A 16,725-nucleotide genomic window follows, 5' to 3' on the forward strand; every position below is an offset into this window, starting at 1 on the left:
AGAATGTCGGACACTGGATCTCCCCTAGCGGAGTTTCGGATCGAGGGCCTCGCGGACCGCCTCACCGAGCATCACGAAGCTCAGCACTGCGGTGACGAGGAACGCGGCGGGGAAGAAGACCAGCCCGGGCGCGACCCGGATGAAGTCCTTACCGTCGCTGATCATGATGCCCCAGGAGACCACCGGCGACTTCAGGCCGACACCCAGGAACGACAGCGTGGCCTCGGCGCCGATGAACGAGCCGACCATGATCGTGCCGTAGACGAGCAGCGGGGCCAGGCAGTTCGGCAGCAGGTGCTTGAGGATGATCCGGCCGGTGCCGGCGCCCAGCGCGCGGGCCGCGACGATGTAGTCGGCCTCCTTGGTGGCGAGCACCGAGGAACGCATCAGGCGCATCACGACCGGCCAGCTCAGCACGATCAGGGAGACGATCACCAGGCCCATGATCTTGGCCTTGCTGTTGCTGGTGCCCGAGCCGTTGAACGTGGTCAGGATGACGATCGCGCCGAGCACGAACGGCAGGCCGAAGAAGACGTCGGCGATCCGGCTCAGCAGCCCGTCCACCCAACCGCCGCGGTAGCCGGAGATGATGCCCATCGCACCACCCACGAGCAGGGTGCCGATCACCGAGAGCACGGCCACGATGACCGACGCCCGCGCGCCGTAGATCACTCGCGCGTAGACGTCACGGCCCTGCACGTCGTAGCCGAACCAGCCGTTGGCGGACGGCTTGTCGAGGCTGCGGGACAGCGACCCGTTGACCGCGTCGCCCGGGGCGAACAGCGCCGGGAAGGCCGCCATCAGCAGGAAGATCACGATCAGGACGCTGGCGATCCAGAACAACGGCTTGCGCCGGAGGTCGCGCCAGGCGTCGCCGAGCAGGCCACGGGGCTTCTCGTTGCTCTGCGGCTGGCCTGCGGTGGCAGGGGCGGCGGAGTCGGCAGGCGCGCCAGGGGTGCTGACGATCGATGCGGTGCTTGGGTCACTCATAACGGATCCTCGGGTCCAGGGCGGCGTAGAGCAGGTCAACCAGCAGGTTCATCACGAGATAGACCAGCACCAGGACGACCACGATGCCCACGACTGTGGCGCTTTCCTTGGTCACGATCGCGCGGTACACCGCGCGGCCGATCCCGTTGATGCCGAAGATCCCCTCGGTGACGATCGCGCCGCCCATCAGGGCGCCGAGGTCGGTGCCGAGCAGGGTGACCACCGGGATGAGCGAGTTACGCAGCAGGTGCACGCCCACCACCCGGCGCATCGGCAGACCCTTGGCGATCGCGGTGCGCACGTAGTCGGCGCGGCGGTTCTCCGCGATGCTCGTGCGGGCCACCCGGGCGATGTACGCCACCGACGCGCTACCGAGCACGAAGCCCGGCACGATCAGCTCGGACCACCGCATCTCGGAGGAGACGGTCGGCTTGACGATGCCCCACTGCACGCCCAGCAGCCACTGGAGCACGAAGCCGACGACGAAGACCGGCAGCGCGATCAGGAAGAGCGTGGAGATCAGGACAAGGTTGTCCAGGAAACCGTTACGACGCAGACCGGTCAGCACGCCGGCGCCGAGGCCGATCACGGCCTCGATGGCGAGCGCCACCAGGGCCAGCTTGAGGGTGTTCGGGTACGCCGTCGCGATGATGTCGCCGATTTCCCGTTGCGAGAACGTCTGACCGAAGTCACCCTGAAGCAGGTTCTTCATGTAGTTGCCGTACTGCACGAAGACGTTTTGATCCAGGTGGTACTTCTCGGTCATGAAGGCGATGTACTGGTCCGGGCAGCGGCGCTCACCGCACTTGCCGGCGAAGGGGTCGCCCGGCACGGCCCAGACGAGCCAGTAGATCAGGAACGTCGTGCCGATGAAGACCGGCACGAGTTGGAGCAGCCGTCTCAACAGATAACGGCCCATGGGGTGGTCCTCCAGACAGGGGGCGCGTCGGACGGCCGACACGGTGGTGACAACGTGCGAATGGAGTGTTGTAACACCCACTCGCGGAACGGCCCCGGGTCGGGCTCACCTGATGTGGCGAGCCCGACCCGGGGTCAGACCGTTCGGATCAGAGCTCGACCGAGGTGATGTCGAGTTCGCCGACGTTGTTCAGCTCGAGCTTCTTGATCTTCTCCGAGTGGCCGGACTGCTGGCCGTAGAAGTAGATCGGGATGCTCGGGACGTCCTGGTCGACCTTCTCGACGGCCTTGGCGAACGCCTCGTGCGAGGCCTCCAGGCTCGGCGCGGCGCTGGCCTGCTTGGCCAGAGCGTCGACCTCGGGGTTGCTGTACAGACCGTCGTTCGAGGAGCCACCGGTGACGTAGAGCGGGTTGACCCAGTTCTCGACGTCCGGGTAGTCCTGCTGCCAGGCGGCGCGGTACGGGCCCTTCATCTTGTGGGCGTTGATGTTCTGGCGGAAGACCGCGAAGGTGGGCACGCCCTCGGCCCGGGCGTTGATGCCGAGGTTGGTCTTGACCTGCTGCGCGACCGCGTCCATCCAGTCCTTGTGGCTGGAGTCGGCGTTGTAGTAGAAGACCATCTCACCGGTGAAGCCACCGGCCTCGGTCAGCAGCTGCTTGGCCGTGGCCACGTCGAACTTGCAGGCGGTGCAGTTGCCCGGCTTGGCGCCCGGGGTCAGCGGGTTCGCCCAGCTGTCGGCCGGCTTACGGGTACCGAAGAAGATCTTGTCGGAGATCTCCTGCCGGTTGATCGCGAGCGAGATGGCACGACGCAGCTTCGGGTCCTTGAAGCGCGCGTCGTAGGTCGGGAACGCGATGAGCGCGGTCGACGGGGTGACGGTGTTCAGGCCCCGGTCACCGAGGTCGGTCTTCCACTTGTCACCGGCGAGCGCCGAGGTGGGAACGACCTCCATGAAGTCGAGGTTGTTCGCCAGCAGGTCGGCGTAGGCGGCCGTCTCGTCCTGGTACAGCTTGACGTCGACGTCCTTGATCTTCATCTTGTCGCGCAGGTTGTAGTCGTCGAAGCGCGTCAGCTTGATGAGGACGTTGTCCTCCCACGACACGAACTTCACCGGGCCGTTGCCGATCGGCTTCTTGCCGAACTCCTCGGGCTTCTGGGTGAAGAACACGTCCGGCAGCGGCATGAAGGCGCTGTAGCCGAGCTTGGTCGGGAAGACCGCGGTCGGCGCCGCCAGGGTCACCTCGAAGGTCTGCTCGTCGACGACCTTCAGGCCGGACATCTTCTCGGCCTTCGGCGCCGGGGCCTTCTGCGGGCCGTCCGGGCCGTCCGGGTCGGTGGTGTAGGTCTCGTCGAAGCCCTGGATGTCGGAGAAGAAGCTGCCGTTCTGCGCGCCGTTCGGCGAGTAGGCGGCCCAGTTCCAGGCGTCGACGAAGTTCTTCGCCTTCACCTCGGTACCGTCGTGGAACTTGGTACCCTTCTTGATCTTGATCGTGAAGACCTTGGAGTCCTTGGTGTCGATGGACTCGGCCAGCGCGTTGCGCGGGGCCCCACCGTCGTTCGGGTACTCGACCAGGCCGGTCCACAGCCAGTCGACGACCTTGCCGCCGCCGGTCTCGGTGGTGTTCGACGGGACCAGCGGGTTCTCCGGCTGGACGCCGTGGATGACGATCGCGCCGTCCTTGCTGGCGGCGGCGTCGCCGTCGCTGTCGCCGCTCGAGCAACCGCTCGCGACAAGCGCGGCAGCCGCGCTGAGCGCGATCGCGCTCGTCGCCCGCTTCGAGACTCTCATTACGAGGGGCCTCCTCTTTCTAACCAGGTTCCGTCGTGGGTTTCACGCACGTTTGGGGGGTGACACCGCCCGACCACCCCGGGGCGCGGGTCGCCGGGACCACAGGGAGGTCGGGGACACCCCTGAATGTTCCGATCCGCCGGGCTCCCCCACCAACGAGGCGTGACACGACGCAGCCGACCCGGCCACGGACCGCCGGGACCGGCGAAGTCGTGGTCGTGGGCGTACGGAGTGCCACACACCGATGGTGAGGTGCTGCCACTGTGACACCCACTGGCCGCTTCCGTGAAGGTGCCGTTATCAAGCCGTTAGTTGCCCGCCACGTTGCCGATACTTGAAAAATGATCATAAAACGGTCGCCGCACGCGCCGCTGACCAGGAAATACGTTGCGGCCCTCGGACAGCGGGCCCCGACCCGCGCGCCGGTCCGCGCTCATCCTCGCCCGATGGGACGCCCGTCACCCTCGGTGTTTCGACCCGTCCGGATGAGGGCGACCACGGCTAACGGACACGATCACCCGGCTGGGTGGCCGAGGCGCGACGGATGTTTCTCTGATCTACGCCCGGACGACCCCGTCAGACCAGCCGGCGGTCCGCGGCCCAGCGGGACAGCTCGTAACGGTTGGACATCTGGAGCTTGCGCAGCACGTTCGATACGTGCGTCTCCACCGTCTTGATGGAGATGAACAGCTCCTTGGCGATCTCCTTGTACGCGTACCCCCGGGCCAACAGCCGCAGCACCTCCCGCTCCCGGTTGGTGAGCTGGTCCAACTCCGGGTCGGCCACCGGGGCGTCCGGCCGCGCCGCGAAGGCGTCCAGCACGAACCCGGCCAGCCGCGGGCTGAACACCGCGTCCCCGTCCGCCACCCGGCGGATCGCCGCCGCCAGCTCGTCCGGGGAGATGGTCTTGGTGACATACCCCCGGGCGCCGGCCCGGATCAGCCCGATCACGTCCTCCGCCGCGTCCGAGACGCTCAACGCCAGGAACTTGACCTGCGGGTGGGTACGCCGCATCGCCTCCAGCACCGCGCGGCCACCCCCGTCGGGCATGTGTACGTCGAGCAGCACCACGTCCGGCCCGACGGCGGCGATCCGGGTCACCGCCTCGGCCACCGTGCTCGCCTCACCCACCACCTCGACGTGGGCGCCCAACTCCGCACGGACCCCGGCCCGGAACATGGCGTGGTCGTCCACCAGGAACACCCGCAACCGCTCGGGGCGGGCGCCCGCCGGGTCGAGGTGCTCGGTCGGCTGCTCGGCCATGGTCATCTGTTCCTCTCCGCTGCGGACGAGTCCCGGGAGATCGGCAGGATCAACCGGACCTCGGTCCCCTCCCCCGGGCCGGACCGGATCTCGGCCCGTCCGCCGTGCCGCCTCATCCGCCCGATGATCGAGCCGCTCACGCCGTGCCGGTGGTCCTCCACCGTATCGGGATCGAAGCCCTTGCCCCGGTCCCGGACGAAGACACTTACCTGTTCCGGCTCGACCTCGGCGTAGAGCGACACGGTCTGCACGGCGGCGTGCCGGGCCGCGTTCACCAACGCCTCCCGCGCGGCCGCGACCAGCGCCCCGACCTTCTCGTCGGTCTCCCGGTCGCCGACCACCACCGTCTCCACGCTGATCGCGAAGGTGTCCTCGACCTCGGCGGCGGCCTGCTCCAGCGCGGCGGCGAAGCGCTCGCTCGGCGAGGCGGTCGGCTTGTAGAGCCAGTTGCGCAGGGAGCGTTCCTGGCCCCGGGCCAACCGCTGCACCGTCTTCACGTCGCCGGCGTTGCGCTGGATCAACGCCAGCGTGTGCAACACCTGGTCGTGCACCATCGCGGCCAGCTCGGCCCGCTCCTGCTCGCGGATGCGCCCCTCGCGCTCCGAGCGGAGCTGGCTGTACGTCCGCCACAGCACCGGCGCGGCGACCACGCCGACGCCGGCCAGGCCGACCAGCGCGAAGATCACACCGTTGATCACCGCGTCGAAGTTCTGCGCCGGGGAGTAGACGGCCGCGACACCGATGATGCCGACGGCGACCAGCACTCCCCCACCGATGAACCGGAGGACGAAGGCCCGCCGGTCGCTCTCCTCGACCACAGCGCCGAGCCAGGGCACCGGCATCGTGTCGCCCCACTGCCGCCGCCGCTCCGGCGCCGACTGATGCCAGATGACCCCGGCGCCGACCGCGATGATGGCCACCAGCCAGCCGGCGGTGCCCGCCGCGCCAACCGAGTCGAAGACCATCACCTGGATCAGCAGGACGCCCAGCCCGATCCCGACGAACGGCAGGAGTTGGCCGACGTCGCGCCGGGGCGGCACCGCGGTGTCACCGGGTCGCAACGGCACCACCGCCCAGAAGGCCGCGTAGAGCAGGAGGCCGAGCCCGCTCAGCCCGAGCAGCACCATGAAGGCCACCCGCACCCGCAGCACCGAGATGCCGAGGTGGTCGGCGATACCGGCGGCGACGCCGGCGGCCATCCGGTGCTCGGGCGCCCGGTAGAGGCGCGCGGGGGTCACGGTGCTGATCGGAGGCTCCCTGGTCGTGGTGGCGGGCAGGTCGAGGTCGGTGACTCGATCGTCACACGCTGCGGCGTCCACGACCACGGGGACGCCCCCGACATTCCGGCCGCCGGATCTCAGGGTGGGGTCAGGGTCGGGTCCTGAGGTCGCTCGGGCCCGGCGGGCCGCAGGATCGAACCATGACCGAGGAAGCTGCCCCGCCGCCCCGACCGGGGTCGGCACAGCCGGGCGGTTCAGCACCGCCCCCGCCGACCACGCCGTCCGCCGAGCGGACCGAGCCACATGCGTTCGGTCCGCCCGCCCACACCGGCTCGCCCGCCGACACCGCGCCCGGTGCGCCGACCGGTGGCCACGAGCCGACCACGGCGGGGCAGGCCCCGGGCCCCGGGTTCGCGGCGGGTGCCGGCTACGGGCCCGGCGGCGCGCCGCCCGGGCCGGGTGGTCAGGGTCCGTCCCTGCCGCCACCGCCGCTGGGCGGCACCGGCTTCACCTCACGGTACGGGTTGGTCCGGCCCCGCGAGGGGCGCTATCTGGCCGGCGTCTGCGCGGCGATCGGGCGCGCCACCAACACCGATCCGGTGCTCTGGCGGGTGCTGCTCGCGGTGCTCGGCTTCTTCGGGGGCATCGGCATCCTGGTGTACGTCGCCGCCTGGCTGATCATTCCGAACGAGGGCGACACCGCCTCTCCGGTCGAGTCGATGCTCGGACGCGGCCGGTCCAGCATGTCGCCGGTGACCGTGATCGTCCTGGGCATCCTGGTCGCGGCCAGCTTCGCGTACATCGTCACCGACGCCTTCCGGGCGGTGCTGCTCGGCGCGGCCATCCTGGTAGCCGGGGCGCTGCTGCTCAACCGGGACAGCCGTGCCCCCCGGCCCGGCACCCCGGGCGGCCCGCCGCCGGGCGCGCCACCCGGCACCCCGCCCGGTCCGGTCGTCCCGCCGGTGACCTGGCCCGCGCCGTCGTACGGCACTGTGCCACCGACCGGTCCGGCGACGGCCACCGAGCCGGGGTACGCCGCCGCGCCGACGCCGGGCTCGCCGACTGTCACGATCCCGGTGTACGAGGTCCCGCCGACCAGCGGGCCACTGCCACCCGGTCCGGGGCAGCCGGTGTCCGGGGTGGGCCCGGTGTCCGGGCAGCCGGCCGCCACGACGGCTGACCCGACCGCCGCGCCGGTGTCAGCCACGGGTTGGCCGAGCACCGGCACGCCCGGCGCGGGCTGGCCGTCGGCGCCGGTGAGCAGCGCGCCCACCGCCCCGGTCGGCTACCCGACCGCCCCGCCGCCGTCCGGTTACCGGCCACCGTTCGCGCCGCACGGCCCGTACGCCGCGCCGGCCCCGGCCGTGGCCCCCGCCAAGCCACCGAAGCCGCCGAAGCGCCCGAAGGAGCGCTCGCCACTCGGCGCGGTGACCTTCTCGCTGATCTTCCTCGTCCTCGGCTTCGTCGCCCTGCTCGACCTGCTGGACGTCTTCGCCGTCAGCGCCTCGGCGTACTTCGCCGCCGCCCTGGCGACCATCGCGCTGGGGCTGCTGGTGGGCACCTGGTTCGGGCGGGCCCGCTGGCTCATCGCGCTCGGCCTGGTGACGGCGGCGGCGCTGGGCACGGCGACGGTCGCCGAGTCCTACGACCGCATCCGTGGGGTCGACGGGGCGGTCACCTGGGCCCCCACCGACCACCGCGACCTCGCCGACCGGTACGAGAACAGCTTCGGCGACGCGGTCCTCGACCTGCGCGGGATCGACTTCACGAAGCGGGACAGCCAGGTGACCGTCGCCGTCAACTTCGGCAAGGCGACGGTGGTCGTACCGCCGGACGTCGACGTCACCACGGTGGCGGACGTCAACGCGGGTGATGCCACGGTCTTCGGCAACCGCTCGGGAGGCTTGGACGGCCGGCTACGGGAGTCGACCGATCTCGGCGCGGACGGGCCCGGCGGCGGCACCCTGCGTCTCTACATCCACGTCAATGCCGGCAACCTGGAGGTGACCCGGTGAAGGCCCACCGCACGGATCTGGTGTCGTTCGCCTTCGGGCTCGTGTTCCTGGCGCTGTCCGCCTGGTGGCTGCTCGCCCAACTGCTCGGTCTCGCGTTGCCGCCGGTCGGCTGGTTCCTGGCCGGCGCGCTCATCCTGATCGGGGTGTTCGGCCTGGTCGGCGCGCTGCGTTCGGGGCGTCCCCAGCAGCCGGCGCCGACCGCCGGGGCCGAGGCCGCCGGGGCCGAGGCCGCCGGGGCCGAGGCCGCCGGGGCCGAGGCCGCCGAGGCCGCCGGTTCCGCCGGGGCCGTTACGCCGGTCTCCGGTGCGTCCGAGCCGGTCTCCGGCGCCGCCACGTCGACCTCCGGCGCGGCCCTGCCCGTCTGGGAGGCCGAACGGTCCGGCTGGGACACCGTCGCGTCGGACCGGGCACCGGAGACGCCGACCGCAGAGCTGCGGACTCCGGACGCGCCGACCGCGGAGGCGATCCACCCGGCCTGGCTGGCGCATCCACCGGTCGAGCCGCAGACCGAGCCTCTTCCCCACCGCTCCCACGACGAGGACCCCACCGTCGGGTTGACCGCCCGACCGGACGACCCTGACGAACCCACCGGGCTCGAGCACCCCGGCGAGGTCGCCGGCGACCGACCGGGCGACGAACGGGAGGGGCGGCGCGGGCAGCAGTGACCGCCGTACCCCGTGGCGGGCCAGCCACGGCGGTGCGGCTCGCCCGAACGGACGCCTATGCTGGCCGGTGGAGATCTCGCCTCCGCCGGCCGGCCCGTCCCGCCGTGGCGGCCCCGCCGCGATTCCCGTCTCTACCCCCGTCAGGAGCCCGCCCGACATGACCCAGTCCCCCGCCGTGCGTCCCACCGGCCGGTCCGGCCCGGTCCGCATCGGCGAGCGAGCCGCTCGCACCCTCGTCGCCGAGCTGGCCCGGATCAACGACGCCAAGGCCGCCCTGCTGGTCGGGGCGAGCCCGGACTCCGCGGTGCTGGCCGCGGCGATCGAGGCGCTGCTCCCCGGTGACCGGCTCACGGTGGTGCCCCTCGAGCCGTTCGGCGCTGCCGCGCTACGCGAGCACGTCACCGCCCAGGGCCGCTGGGTCGCCGACCGGGTGAGCGTCGTCGACTCGCTGGCCGACGCCGGGACCGCCCGCGTCGTCATCGCCGGCGAGGTGTTCGCCGGGACCGCCGACGACACCCGCGCCGGCATCGAGGGGCTGGCGAAATACCTCGCCGACGGAGCGGTGCTCAGCGTGGCGACCGTCGCCACCCCGGGCAGGACCGAAGGGGCCGCCGCGGAGCTGGCCCGACAGGACGCGCTCTACGGCGTGGGCGCTGATCTGGTGCTGCGTAACTCACCCCCGGTACGGGTCTACCGGCTGCGGTTCACCCCGGCCACCCCGGCGATGGCGGACAGCCTGGCGCCCGCGTACCGGCCGTCGAGTGTGCCGCTGACCCGGGGCATGCACATCGACTCCAACGGTGTGGCTGCGGCGGGCATCGCGCTGGGGCTCGCGGCGCTGGCCCGGGTGGCGCGCCCGTCGTCCAAGCTGTGGCTGCTGCCCGCGCTGGCCGCCGGGCCGGTCGCCGCGTTCTTCCGGGACCCGGAGCGCGACGTGCCCGAGGACCCGTCCGCCGTGGTCGCCAGCGCGGACGGGCAGGTGCTGTCGGTGCAGCGGCTGCACGACGAGCGGTTCGGTGACGGCGAGTGGCTGCGGGTGGCGGTCTTCCTGTCGGTGCTGGACGTGCACGTCAACCGCGCCCCGGTCGCCGGCAAGGTGGTGGACTACTTCGTCGCCGACGGCGGGTTCGTCAACGCGATGAAGCCGGACGCCGAGCACAACGTCGCCGCGTACACGGTGCTGGACACCGCCCGCGGCACGGTGGTGGTCGCGCAACGCACCGGCCTGATCGCCCGTCGGATCGTGCAGCGCGCGCCGATCGGCGCGTTGCTGGCCAAGGGGGAGCGGTTCGGTCTGATCCGCTTCGGCTCGCGTACCGACGTCTATCTGCCCGCCGAGTCCGCCGACCCGCTGGTCGGGCCGGGCGACAAGGTGGTCGGCGGCTCCACCGTCATCGCCCGCTGGCGCTGACCGGCAGACGCGAGAAGGGGGCGCCGCGGACAGCGGCGCCCCCTTCTTCAGGTACGTGGATCAGGCGGTACGGCGCTGCCGCAGCCAGAGGACCGGCCCGCTGACCAGGTAGCCGACCACGATCAGGGCGAACGTGAGCCGGATGTCGACGAGCGCGCCGATCACCGGGGCCAGCCAGAGCCACGGCGGCAGCTTCACCAGCCGGGCGAGCTTGGCGTACGGGAAGCTCGACACCATCGCGAAGGCCAGCAGCGCCACCCCGGCGACGAGCACCGCGCCGGGCACCGGCAGGCCGATCGCCACGGTAACGGCGAGCACAGCGGCCGCCATGGTGGTGGGCACCCCGCAGAAGAACCGGCCGTCCTTCGGCGAGACGTTGAAACGGGCCAGCCGGATCGCGGCACACGCCGCGACCAGCGCACAGGCCACCGCGGCGGCGGCGGTGGAGACGGAGCCGGCGAGCGAGGCGTAGACCACGACCGGCGCGGCGAGACCGAACGAGCACATGTCGGCCAGGGAGTCCATCTGCGCGCCGAACGGGCTGGCCACGCCGAGCCGGCGGGCCAACGCGCCGTCCAGACCGTCGAAGGCGACGCAGGCGATCAGGCAGAGCGCCGCGACCCGCACCTCGCCCTGCATGGCCAGGAAGATGGCCAGCATGCCGAGCATCAGGCTGGCCAACGTGCAGGCGTTGACCACGGCGAACTTCAGCCGGCGCGCGACGGTGCGCTCGCCCGGGAGCAGCGGGATCGGCCGTGTCGACGCCTCGTCGACGTGCGCCAGCGGCGCCATTGCCGGGCTGACCGGCATGACCGCCTCGATCTCCGCCCGGTCCACGCCCAGGGTCGGGCGGCTGAGCCGGTCCAGGCCGTAGCGACGGCGCTGCCGGTCGGCGTACCGGTGCTCGGTCAGGGTCAGGTCGGTCGGATGCAGGTCGCCGTCGCGGCGACCGACCCGGACCAACAGCACCTGGCGGGCGAACGTGCTGCTGCGGCGCAACCGGCCCGCCCAGCGACGCCCTGCGGGGCGCGGACTGTCAGTAGTACGACGCCGGCGCCATGGGGCTCTCGGCACGTTTCCTCCATCACCGGATCTGCTGGCCGCCGGGTGGCGGTTGTCCGGCTGTCTCGTGCCGGACCTTGCTGGCCCGGCAGCCGTTTTGCGGAGTACACCATCGCATAGGGGAACGTGGCTTGGCGATAGCTGCCGGCGGTACTTGTAACTGGGTGAAACCGCTCGAACCGCTCGCTTGTTCCCATCCCGGGCTTCATCGCCCGTTTCCTCCACCATTCCCGACTTTGACTGTACCGGAGGGTCACCAAGTCGGCTCAGCGAGCGGAGTGCTATCCGCCACTCTGTCCGATTGCCACCGTAGCGATGTCACTCAGTGGCAGCTCAAGCGCCTCGGTACGGGTGAACCACCCCGCCCGCGCCGTCGAACCCCCGGCCGATTCGGTGACCACCGCGTCCGTGGGTACGTCCACCAGCACCCGATAGATCACCCGTACGCCGTGCCAGTCCAGGGGCCTGCCCTCCGGGCCGAGCGCGGCGGGGTTGTGCAGGCTGTCCACGCCGAGGAGGGCCACCACCCGACCGTGCTGGCCCCCCTCCTCGACCAGCTCGCGCAGCAGGCCGGTCGCCGGCTGCTCACCGTGATCGGTCCCACCGCCGGGCAGGTGCCACAGGCCGGCGCCCGGATAACCCTCCGAGATCTGCGTGAGCAGGAAGCGCCCGGCCGGGTCGGTGACCAACCCGTACGCGCCGAAGCGCAGCCGACGGTCCGGGTGCGGCGGCGGAAACGGCGCGGGCGAGCGGCGCGGCCCGGCTGGCAGTGGGGTGACCGGCAGGCCGAGCGCGTCGGCGGTGAACGGCGCCAGCGGCACCCGCGCCGCCTCCGCGAGGGTGAGCCACCGAACCAGCGGGCCGGCGCCCAGAGGCCGGTCGGCGTCCTCGGACAGGTCGGCGTCCTCGGACAGGTCGGCGTCCTCGGACAGGTCGGCGTCCTCGGACAGGTCGGCGTCCTCGGACAGGTCGGCGTCCTCGGACAGGTCGAGGTCGAAGAGCAGCCGGTCGGTGTGCAGTGAGAGGTCGTCCTCGGGGTAGGTGGCCACGCCGGCGACCACGTCGCGCAGCCGGTTGACGGTCGCCGTCAGCCCGGTCTCTTCGCCGACCACGCGGACCACGGCACGCTCCGGGTGCTCGGCGTGGGCGACCCCACCGCCCGGCAGCCGCCACATCCCCGGAAACTCATCCCCATCCGAGTCCCGAACAAGAAACACCCGCCCTGAACGCCGCGCAACCCCATAAACCCGCACCTGCCGCGCCAGTTCCACCCCTACCCCATCTTCCCCACCGCCAACCCCGCCTCCCGCCCATACCAGCCGGTCAGCCGGTCAGCCGGTCAGCCGGTCAGCCGGTCAGCCGGTCAGCCGGTCAGCCGGTCAGCCGGTCAGCCGGTCAGCCGGTCAGCCGGTCAGCCGGTCGATCATGAAGTTATCGCCGTCCATCTCGGCGTGTCCTGACAATAACTTCATGATCAACGAGACCAAGGGGCGGAGTCAGGAAAGGATTGAGCGGCAGCACTGGGAGAGCGCAGGGCAGAGAGATGAGGCCGAGCGCCACCTGCAAGGCCAGAACCAGGACCGGGGGCCACGGAACAAGGCCGGACCACGGAACAGGACCGAGGACCGAGGACCGAGGGCCGGGACCGGGGCTCGGGGCCGAGCACCGGGGCCAGGGCCAGGGGCAGGGGCCGAGCACCGGGGCCGAGGGCCGAGCACCGGGGCCGAGGACCGAGCACCGGGGCCGGGGGTCGGGCCGGGGGCCGGGAGCCGGGGGCCGAGCACCGGGGCCGGCCAGGGCCACCGCACGGGGCGAGCCAGGACCGGAGCCGGGCGCACGGGGTGGGCGGTGCGACGATCAACTCGGGTTCAATGAAAGCGTGGTTTCCGGCTGGACAAGTTGCCGCGACTTTCATGAACCCGAGTCGATCACCGCCGAGCGCACATGCGGGCGGCGCGGGGAGGCCGGGGTTAGGTTAGGCGGGCCGCCTGGACCGCCTCGGCTGTCACCTCGGTCAGGCGGTCGTTGGGGAGGGCGCCCAGCTCGTCCCGGGCGAACCAGCGGGCCTCGCACGTCGAGCCGCCGACGTCGGCGACGGTCAGCGGGTTGGGCTGGTCGACGACGACCCGGTAGAAGGCCCGGACGCCGTGCCAGTCGATCGGGTAGCCCTCCGGGCCGAGCGAGGCGGCGTCGCGGTGGCTGGCCACGCCGAGCAGCTCGACCAGGCGACCGGTCTGCCCGGTCTCCTCGACCAGTTCCCGGATCAGCGCCGCGCCGGGCTGCTCGCCGTAGTCGGTGCCACCGCCGGGCAGGTGCCAGCAGCCGGCGCCCGGGTAGCCGTCGGAGACCCGGGTGAGCAGCACCCGGCCGGCGGGGTCGGTGCACACCGCGTACGCGGCGAAGCGCTGCGCCCGGTGCAGCCCGTCGGGGCCGGGGACCGCGTAGAAGGAGGGGAACTCGGGCGCCTCGTCGGGCACCACGTCGGCCGAGGAGGAGGGCAGCCCGAGGGCACGGGCGGTGAACGAGCGCAGCGGCAGCTCGCGCGCCTCGTCGAGGGTGTACCACCGGGCCAGGTCGGTCGGGCGCTCGCCGGCCCGGTCGGCGAGGGTGCCGCCGCGCACCGCGACCCGGTAGATCAGCCGGTCGGTGTGGATGGTGATGCCGCGCTCGGGCAGGGCCCGCATGTCGGCGAGCACGTCGGCCAGGCCGGAGACGGCGACCGAGAGGCCGGTCTCGGCGGCGGTTTCGCGTACGACGGTGTGGTTGGGGTCCTCGCCGTGGTCGACCGCCCCGCCAGGCAGCGACCAGGTGCCGGGGGTGCCGGAGCGCTCGGATGCGCGGACCAGCAGAACTCGGCCTCGTGAATCAGCACAAACTGCGTATGCCGCGATCCTGCGGAGCGGCTCGAGCATGGTGGTCACGGGACCAAATTCTCCCCGGGCCGGGTTACCGGAACGGAAAAGAGTCGGATTCCTGACTGTTCCACACCACTCAGGGATCGGTCAGGGTATTGATCCGGGCGGTCACCGAGGACGGCACCGCCGCCAGCGCGGACCGTTGGGGTATGACATCGACCACCGCTCCCCACGCTCCGTACAAGCAGCTCCGGCGACCCACCACCGACCGCATGGTGGCGGGGGTCGCCAGTGGCGTCGGCCGCTACTTCGCCGTCGACCCCACACTGGTCCGGGTGATCTTCGCGGTCACCGGTCTGCTCACCGGCGGGCTCGCGCTGCTCGCGTACCCGATCATGTGGTTCCTGATGCCGGAGGAGCCGAGCGACGCGCCGGCCTGGCCGCACCCGGCGGGCGTCGCGCCGCAGCCCACCGGCGGGCCCGCGCCGGGAGGGCCCGAGCCGGGGTACGCCCCGACGCCGCCCTACCCGCCGACGACCCCGCCGGGTCCGCCGCCGGTCGGGTGAGCCGCGCTCACTCCCACTCGATGGTGCCCGGCGGCTTGCTGGTCACGTCCAGCACCACCCGGTTCACCTCGGCGACCTCGTTGGTGATCCGGGTGGAGATCCGGGCCACCACCTCGTAGGGCAGCCGGGACCAGTCGGCGGTCATCGCGTCCTCGCTGGAGACCGGACGAAGCACCACGGGATGCCCGTAGCTGCGTCCGTCCCCCTGCACGCCGACGCTGCGCACGTCGGCGAGGAGCACCACCGGGAACTGCCACACACCCCGGTCCAGGCCGGCGGCGGTCAGCTCCTCGCGGGCGATCAGGTCGGCCTGGCGCAGCAGGTCGAGCCGCGCCCGGTCGACCGCGCCGATGATCCGGATGGCCAGCCCGGGGCCCGGGAACGGGTGCCGCCAGACCATCGCCTCGGGCAGGCCGAGCTGGAGGCCGAGCGTACGGACCTCGTCCTTGAAGAGCGTGCGCAGCGGCTCGACCAGGGCGAACTTCAGGTCCTCCGGGAGGCCGCCGACGTTGTGGTGGCTCTTGATGTTGGCGGTGCCGGTGCCGCCGCCGGACTCCACCACGTCCGGGTAGAGGGTGCCCTGGACGAGGAACTCCACGTCACCGTGCGCGGCGATCTCGCGGGCAGCCGCCTCGAAGACCCGGATGAACTCGCGGCCGATGATCTTGCGCTTCTGCTCCGGGTCGGTGACCCCGGCGAGCGCCCCGAGGAACCGGTCGGCGGCGTCGACCACCTTCAGCTTGATGCCGGTGGCGGCCACGTAGTCCTTCTCCACCTGCTCGGCCTCACCGGCGCGCAGCAGGCCATGATCCACGAAGACGCAGGTGAGCTGGTCACCGACCGCCCTGTGCACGAGCGCCGCGGCGACCGCCGAGTCCACCCCGCCGGACAGGCCGCAGATGACCTCCTTGTCGCCGACCTGCGCGCGGATCCGGGCCACCTGCTCGTCGATGATGTTCTCGGGCGTCCAGGTCGGCTCGATGCCGGCGATGTCGTAGAGGAAACGGGTCAGCATCTCCTGGCCGTGCGCGGTGTGCGCGACCTCCGGGTGGAACTGCACGCCGGCCCGACGCCCGGCCAGGTCCTCGAACGCGGCGACCGGCGCGCCCGCCGACTCCGCGGTGACGGTGAAGCCCTCGGGCGCCTCGGTGACGCAGTCGCCGTGGCTCATCCACACCGGCAGGTCGGCCGGCAGGTCGCGGAGCAGCACACCCGGCTCGATGAGGCGCGGGCGCAGCGGGGTGCCGCCGTACTCACGGTTGCCGGTGTGCGCGACGGTGCCGCCGAGCGCCTGGGCCATCGCCTGGAAGCCGTAGCAGATGCCGAAGACCGGCACGTCGGCGGTGAACACGCCCGCGTCGATCTGCGGTGCGCCCGGCGCGTAGACGCTGGACGGGCCGCCGGAGAGGATGATCGCTGCCGGGTTCTTCGCCAGCATCTCGGCGACCGGCATGGAGTGCGGCACGATCTCGGAGTAGACCTTCGCCTCGCGGACCCGGCGTGCGATGAGCTGGGCGTACTGGGCTCCGAAGTCCACCACGAGGACGGGGCGAGGCAGGCTCATGTGCACAAAGCCTACCGAGTGCCGGACCCCCTCCCGGCACCGGCTCGCCCCGAACGTACGGGTACGTATCGCCCGGTGACGTGCTCGGGGACCGCCAGGGTTGAAATCGCGCACTACCCTCGCCACCGTGGATGCCTGGGTGATGGACGAACAGAGCAAAGGCCTGGTCGACCGGCAACTGAAGACGATCACCGTGAACGCGGAACGTGTTCGGGCGGCGCTCGACGAGTTGCAGGTGCTCCTGCCGGACGACCCGGACCCGGTCGACGGCAGCCGGCGACGGTGGCGGATGGACGAGGTCGAGCTGACCGTGGAGTTGACCGGCGAGGGGGGCGTCAAGCTGCTGGGCAGCGCCACGGTCGGCGTCACCGGCGGCATCCGGGTGCTCTTCAAGCGGGCCGAGTAA

General features: G+C 71.8%; 13 protein-coding genes and 1 pseudogene. 5 read left to right on the forward strand and 9 right to left on the reverse strand.

Annotated features, from left to right (window positions below; all coding sequences use genetic code 11):
- Window positions 1-24: 24 nt before the first annotated feature.
- The 5 genes from O7634_RS05255 to O7634_RS05275 all read right to left on the reverse strand — a co-directional run bounded on the left by O7634_RS05255 (window position 25) and on the right by O7634_RS05275 (window position 6,199).
- Window positions 25-990 carry an ABC transporter permease gene (locus tag O7634_RS05255; RefSeq protein WP_278149037.1) on the reverse strand — a complete coding sequence of 322 codons (966 nt, stop codon included), beginning with the start codon at window positions 988-990 and terminating at the stop codon, window positions 25-27.
- Entirely contained in the window at window positions 983-1,909 is a 927-nt protein-coding gene (locus tag O7634_RS05260) for an ABC transporter permease (protein WP_278149038.1), read from the reverse strand. The genes O7634_RS05255 and O7634_RS05260 overlap by 8 nt, the downstream gene beginning before the upstream one ends.
- Before the next feature lie 148 nt (window positions 1,910-2,057).
- A complete protein-coding gene (locus tag O7634_RS05265) occupies window positions 2,058-3,698 on the reverse strand; it encodes an ABC transporter substrate-binding protein (protein ID WP_278149039.1) in 1,641 nt (546 codons plus the stop codon).
- Between the two features lie 576 nt (window positions 3,699-4,274).
- On the reverse strand, window positions 4,275-4,961 hold the full coding sequence (locus O7634_RS05270) for a response regulator transcription factor (protein WP_278153879.1): 687 nt from the start codon (window positions 4,959-4,961) through the stop codon (window positions 4,275-4,277).
- Between the two features lie 2 nt (window positions 4,962-4,963).
- Complete coding sequence (locus O7634_RS05275) at window positions 4,964-6,199, reverse strand: ATP-binding protein (RefSeq protein ID WP_278149040.1); 1,236 nt, start codon at window positions 6,197-6,199, stop codon at window positions 4,964-4,966.
- A gap of 182 nt (window positions 6,200-6,381) precedes the next feature.
- Between O7634_RS05275 and O7634_RS05280 the strand changes: the two genes are divergently transcribed.
- The 3 genes and pseudogenes from O7634_RS05280 (at window position 6,382) to O7634_RS05290 (ending at window position 10,272) form a co-directional block, all read left to right on the forward strand.
- On the forward strand, window positions 6,382-8,196 hold the full coding sequence (locus O7634_RS05280; RefSeq protein ID WP_278149041.1) for a PspC domain-containing protein: 1,815 nt from the start codon (window positions 6,382-6,384) through the stop codon (window positions 8,194-8,196).
- Window positions 8,193-8,375: pseudogene (locus tag O7634_RS05285) on the forward strand (hypothetical protein); the annotation flags it as partial. The gene O7634_RS05280 and the pseudogene O7634_RS05285, both read left to right, overlap by 4 nt.
- Window positions 8,376-9,018: 643 nt before the next feature.
- Entirely contained in the window at window positions 9,019-10,272 is a 1,254-nt protein-coding gene (locus O7634_RS05290) for a phosphatidylserine decarboxylase (protein ID WP_278149042.1), read from the forward strand.
- A 60-nt stretch (window positions 10,273-10,332) separates the two neighbouring features.
- On the opposite strand, the gene O7634_RS05295 is transcribed toward O7634_RS05290, so the two are convergent.
- From O7634_RS05295 to O7634_RS05305, 3 genes are all read right to left on the reverse strand, one after another.
- On the reverse strand, window positions 10,333-11,271 hold the full coding sequence (locus tag O7634_RS05295; protein WP_278149043.1) for a CDP-alcohol phosphatidyltransferase family protein: 939 nt from the start codon (window positions 11,269-11,271) through the stop codon (window positions 10,333-10,335).
- A gap of 344 nt (window positions 11,272-11,615) precedes the next feature.
- A complete protein-coding gene (locus O7634_RS05300) occupies window positions 11,616-12,605 on the reverse strand; it encodes an NUDIX domain-containing protein (RefSeq protein ID WP_278149044.1) in 990 nt (329 codons plus the stop codon).
- 699 nt (window positions 12,606-13,304) lie between these two features.
- On the reverse strand, window positions 13,305-14,255 hold the full coding sequence (locus tag O7634_RS05305; RefSeq protein WP_278149045.1) for an NUDIX domain-containing protein: 951 nt from the start codon (window positions 14,253-14,255) through the stop codon (window positions 13,305-13,307).
- Between the two features lie 143 nt (window positions 14,256-14,398).
- Here O7634_RS05305 and O7634_RS05310 point away from each other — a divergent pair, with 143 nt between their 5' ends.
- Window positions 14,399-14,755: a PspC domain-containing protein gene (locus O7634_RS05310; protein WP_278149046.1), complete on the forward strand. Its 357-nt coding sequence runs from the start codon at window positions 14,399-14,401 to the stop codon at window positions 14,753-14,755.
- A 7-nt stretch (window positions 14,756-14,762) separates the two neighbouring features.
- Here O7634_RS05310 and guaA read toward each other — a convergent pair whose 3' ends face one another.
- On the reverse strand, window positions 14,763-16,319 hold the full coding sequence (gene guaA, locus O7634_RS05315; protein WP_278149047.1) for a glutamine-hydrolyzing GMP synthase: 1,557 nt from the start codon (window positions 16,317-16,319) through the stop codon (window positions 14,763-14,765).
- Window positions 16,320-16,446: 127 nt separating this feature from the next.
- Here guaA and O7634_RS05320 point away from each other — a divergent pair, with 127 nt between their 5' ends.
- Window positions 16,447-16,725 carry a hypothetical protein gene (locus O7634_RS05320; RefSeq protein WP_278149048.1) on the forward strand — a complete coding sequence of 93 codons (279 nt, stop codon included), beginning with the start codon at window positions 16,447-16,449 and terminating at the stop codon, window positions 16,723-16,725.

The sequence above is a fragment of the Micromonospora sp. WMMD1120 genome (assembly GCF_029626235.1).
GTDB lineage: Bacteria > Actinomycetota > Actinomycetes > Mycobacteriales > Micromonosporaceae > Micromonospora.

Excerpts from the sequence above, each read along its gene's own strand:
- O7634_RS05270 (WP_278153879.1), bottom strand. The coding sequence starts at position 4,961 with ATGGCCGAGCAGCCGACCGAGCACCTCGACCCGGCGGGCGCCCGCCCC.
- guaA (WP_278149047.1), bottom strand. The coding sequence starts at position 16,319 with ATGAGCCTGCCTCGCCCCGTCCTCGTGGTGGACTTCGGAGCCCAGTAC.
- O7634_RS05290 (WP_278149042.1), top strand. The coding sequence starts at position 9,019 with ATGACCCAGTCCCCCGCCGTGCGTCCCACCGGCCGGTCCGGCCCGGTC.
- O7634_RS05255 (WP_278149037.1), bottom strand. The coding sequence starts at position 990 with ATGAGTGACCCAAGCACCGCATCGATCGTCAGCACCCCTGGCGCGCCT.
- O7634_RS05260 (WP_278149038.1), bottom strand. The coding sequence starts at position 1,909 with ATGGGCCGTTATCTGTTGAGACGGCTGCTCCAACTCGTGCCGGTCTTC.
- O7634_RS05265 (WP_278149039.1), bottom strand. The coding sequence starts at position 3,698 with ATGAGAGTCTCGAAGCGGGCGACGAGCGCGATCGCGCTCAGCGCGGCT.
- O7634_RS05280 (WP_278149041.1), top strand. The coding sequence starts at position 6,382 with ATGACCGAGGAAGCTGCCCCGCCGCCCCGACCGGGGTCGGCACAGCCG.
- O7634_RS05310 (WP_278149046.1), top strand. The coding sequence starts at position 14,399 with ATGACATCGACCACCGCTCCCCACGCTCCGTACAAGCAGCTCCGGCGA.